The organism is Streptomyces sp. NPDC020875, assembly GCF_040641415.1.
Lineage (GTDB): Bacteria > Actinomycetota > Actinomycetes > Streptomycetales > Streptomycetaceae > Streptomyces.
The window spans coordinates 1-3,495 of record NZ_JBFADP010000127.1; the positions used below are offsets into that span (position 1 = coordinate 1).

Annotated in this window: 1 protein-coding gene; it reads left to right on the forward strand. The window is 73.4% G+C overall.

Translation table 11 applies throughout. The annotated features are described in order from the left end of the window. The coding region (locus AB0G74_RS34240) for an amino acid adenylation domain-containing protein (protein ID WP_361154606.1) at window positions 1-3,495 on the forward strand (3,495 nt) is incomplete at both ends.

Here is a 3,495-nt window from a genome sequence, read left to right on the forward strand (position 1 = left end):
CACACCATCACCCAAAACCCCCACACCCCCATCCACCACATCAACACCCTCACCCCCCAAGAACACCAACAACTCACCCACTGGAACACCACGGAGGTACCGGTCCCGGGGGCGGGCCGGACAGTCCATCAGCTCTTCGCGGACCAGGCGAACCGGACCCCTTCGGCGATCGCCGTCCGCTCGGGTACCGAGAAGCTGACCTACCAGGAGCTGGACGAACGTGCCGGACGGCTGGCCGCCGTCCTGATCGCGGCCGGGGTACGGCCCGAGGAGACCGTGGGCGTCCTGCTGGACCGCTCCGCCGATCTGCTGGTCGCCCTGCTGGCGGTGCTGAAGGCGGGTGCGCACTATCTGCCGCTGGACATCCGGGATCCCCTGGCGCGACGGAACGACTTCCTCCGGGAGACCGGTGCCCGGACGGTGATCACCGACCCGGCCCCGGGCCCGGACGCCGAGCTGCCCGACGGCATCCGGCCGGTCCACGTCGGCGAGACCCTCGACCACCCGGAGCACGGCCCCGAGCCGATGGCCGTGGCAGGTGACGAGCGACAGCTCGCGTACATCATGTACACCTCCGGGTCCACCGGCCGGCCGAAGGGGGTGGCCGTCCCCCACTCGGCGATCGCCGGGCTCGCCGCCGACCGGGTCTGGCGGAACGGGAACCACCGGCGGGTGCTCTTCCACTCCCGGCACTCCTTCGACGCCGCGACCTACGAGATCTGGGTTCCGCTGCTCTCCGGCGGTGAGGTCGTCGTCGCTCCGCCCGGCCAGTTGGGGGCCGCCGAGCTGGCGGACCTGATCGACCGGTACGGGATCACGGCGCTCTGGCTGACGGCGGGGCTCTTCCAACTCGTCGCCCAGGAGAATCCGCACGCCCTGACGGGGCTGCGCGAACTGTGGTCCGGCGGCGATGTGGTCGATCCGCGGGCGGTGGCCCGGGTCCGGGCGGCCTGTCCCGGGCTCGCGGTCGTGGACGGCTACGGCCCGACCGAGAGCACCACCTTCGCCACCTGCTACCGGATCCCGGCGGACGGCCCCGACCCGGCGACGGTCCCGATCGGCCGCCCGCTCGACAACACCCGGGTCCATGTCCTCGACGCCGGGCTCCGCCCGGTCCCGCCGGGTGTCGCGGGTGAGCTGTACATCTCCGGTATCGGTCTGGCCCGCGGCTATCTCGACCGCCCGGGGCTCACCGCCGAACGCTTCGTCGCCGACCCCTACGGCCCGCCCGGCACCCGGATGTACCGCACCGGGGACCTGGCCCGCTGGAGCCCGGAGGGAGTCCTCGACTATCTGGGCCGCGCCGACCAGCAGATGAAGCTGCGCGGCTTCCGGATCGAGCCCGGCGAGATCGAGTCCGTGCTGACCGGGCGGCCCGGGATCGCCCGCGCCGCCGTGGTCCCGTACGGCGAGGGCTCGGGCAGTACCCGGCTGGTGGCCTATCTCGTCCCCGCCGCCGGGGCGGTCCCCGACACCGCCGCGCTCCGGGACCGGCTGGGGAGCGTCCTGCCCGACTACATGGTCCCGGCGGCCTTCGTCACCCTGGACGAGCTGCCGCTGACGGCCAACGGAAAGCTGGACCGCCGAGCCCTGCCCGCCCCGGACTTCGGCGCGCGGACCACCGACCGGGCGCCGGGCACCGAGCGGGAGCGGATACTCGCCGATCTCTTCGCCGACGTCCTCGGCCTGCCGAAGGTGGGTGTCGACGACAACTTCTTCCGGCTCGGCGGGGACAGCATCCTCTCGATCCAGCTGGTGAGCCGGGCGCGGGAACGCGGTGTCGTGATCACCCCGGGCGAGGTGTTCCAGCATCAGTCGGTCGCCGGACTCGCGGCCGTGGCCCGTAACCCGGACGCCCCGACCGGCGCCGGGCCCGAGAGGAACGGCGACGGAGTCGGGGACGTACCGCTCACCCCGGTGATGCTCGACTTCGGTGTCGACGGTCCGGGCTTCGGGGAGTTCCATCAGTCGACGGTGGTCCGAACGCCCGCCGGGGCTACCACGGACTCCCTGGTCCGTACCTTGCAGGCGGTACTCGACCGGCACGACATGCTCAGGGCCCGCCTCGCCGGTACGGGGCCGGACGCCCGGCTGGTCGTCCCCGAGCCGGGGAGCGTCTCCGCCGGTCCGCTGCTGACCAGGACCGAACTGCCCGGCGCGGCCCAGGCCGACCCGGCCGTCTTCGCCGAGGCCGCCGCCGGGGCACGGCGCGAGCTGGACCCGGCCGGGGGCGTGATGCTGCGGGCCGTCTGGTTCGACGGGGGCCCCGGGGCGCCCGGCGCGCTGTTGCTCCTGGTCCACCATCTGGTGGTGGACGGCGTCTCGTGGCGCGTACTGCTGGCCGATGTGGAAACGGCCTGGCGGGCGGTGTCCGCCGGGGACGAGCCCCGGCTGCCCGCCGTGGGGACGTCCTTCCGGCAGTGGTCGCTGCTGCTCGCCGAAGCCGCCCGGGACCCGGAACGGGTCGGGGAGCTGGACATGTGGACCGAGATCCTGGGCGAGCCGGAGCCCCCGCTCGGCGGACGGCCCCTCGATCCCCGCCGGGACACCGTGGGAACCGCGGCCACCCGCTCGTGGACCCTGCCGCCCGAGCTGACCAGGGTCGTGCTCGCGGCAGTGCCGGCCCGGTTCCGCTGCGGCGCGGACGACGTACTGCTGACGGCGCTGGGGCTCGCGTACCACGCGTGGCGGCGGGAGTCGGGCGCCGAGGACGACGGGTCCCTGCTGGTCGACCTCGAAGGGCACGGCCGTCACGATCTGGTGGCCGGGCTCGATCTCTCCCGTACGGTCGGCTGGTTCACCAATGTGCGGCCCCGGCGGATCGATACCGGTACGGCGCCGTTGAGCGGTCCGGCGGCGGGTGCGGCGCTGAAGCGGGTGAAGGAGCAGGGGATCGCCGTTCCCGGGTACGGCCTCGGGTACGGGCTGCTGCGCCGACTCGATCCGGAGACCGCCGGGCGGCTCGCCGGGGCGCCGCGTCCGCAGATCGCCTTCAACTATCTCGGGCGGTTCCCGGTACCGGGCGACGCCGACTGGGCTCCGGTACCGGGGGCGGCGGCGGTCGGGGGCGGCGCCCATCCGGAGATGCCGCTCACGCATGCGCTCTCGGTCAACGCCGTCACTCTGGACGGGCCCGACGGACCTCGGCTGACCTTCGCCTTCGCCTGGCCGGGCGGGCTGCTCGACGAGGACGGCGTACGAGCTCTCGGGGACGGCTGGGTCCGGGCGCTGGGGCTGCTCGCCGAGCACGCGGCGGAGCCGGACTCAGGCGGGCTGACCCCGTCGGACGTACCGCTGGTCGCCCTGGACCAGGCGGAGATCGACGCGATCGGGGCGGAGCTGGAGACGGCCGACATCCTGCCTTTGGCGCCGTTGCAGGAAGGACTGCTCTTCCACGCCCTCTACGACGAGGAATCCCCCGACGTCTACATCGTCCAGATCACCCTCGAACTCGAAGGACCCCTCGACACACCCCGCCTCAAACAAGCCGCCAAC